This window comes from Methylobacterium sp. J-048, assembly GCF_022829515.1.
GTDB lineage: Bacteria > Pseudomonadota > Alphaproteobacteria > Rhizobiales > Beijerinckiaceae > Methylobacterium.
Map to the genome: position 1 here is coordinate 1 of NZ_JAKSYL010000259.1, position 283 is coordinate 283.

The 283-nt window shown below is 67.5% G+C and carries 1 pseudogene; it reads right to left on the bottom strand.

Features of this window, described 5'->3' with window-relative positions:
• Positions 1-283 (bottom strand): annotated as a pseudogene (locus MKL09_RS26445) (hypothetical protein); the annotation flags it as partial.

The following is a 283-nucleotide window of genomic DNA, read 5'->3' on the forward strand; positions in this document are numbered from 1 at the left end:
ACGAGGCGGCCTTCCGCGTCGGTGTTGATCACCTCGATGGTCTGGCCGGACATGGAGGTGATGATGTCGGAGGGGCGGTAGGAGCCGCCGTCCGGCATGTTCTCGACGATGCCGATGGCGCCGACGACGTTGCAGCGGGCCCCGCGCTCTACGAGTTCCTCGACGATGCGGGCAATCCCGTCCAGGTCCTGGGGATCGCGGACTTCAAGGCGGAGCTCGAAGAGCAGGTCGCGACGGGCACCTTCGAGAAGGTCACCGCCCGGGCGGCGTAGCCTTCGGAAGC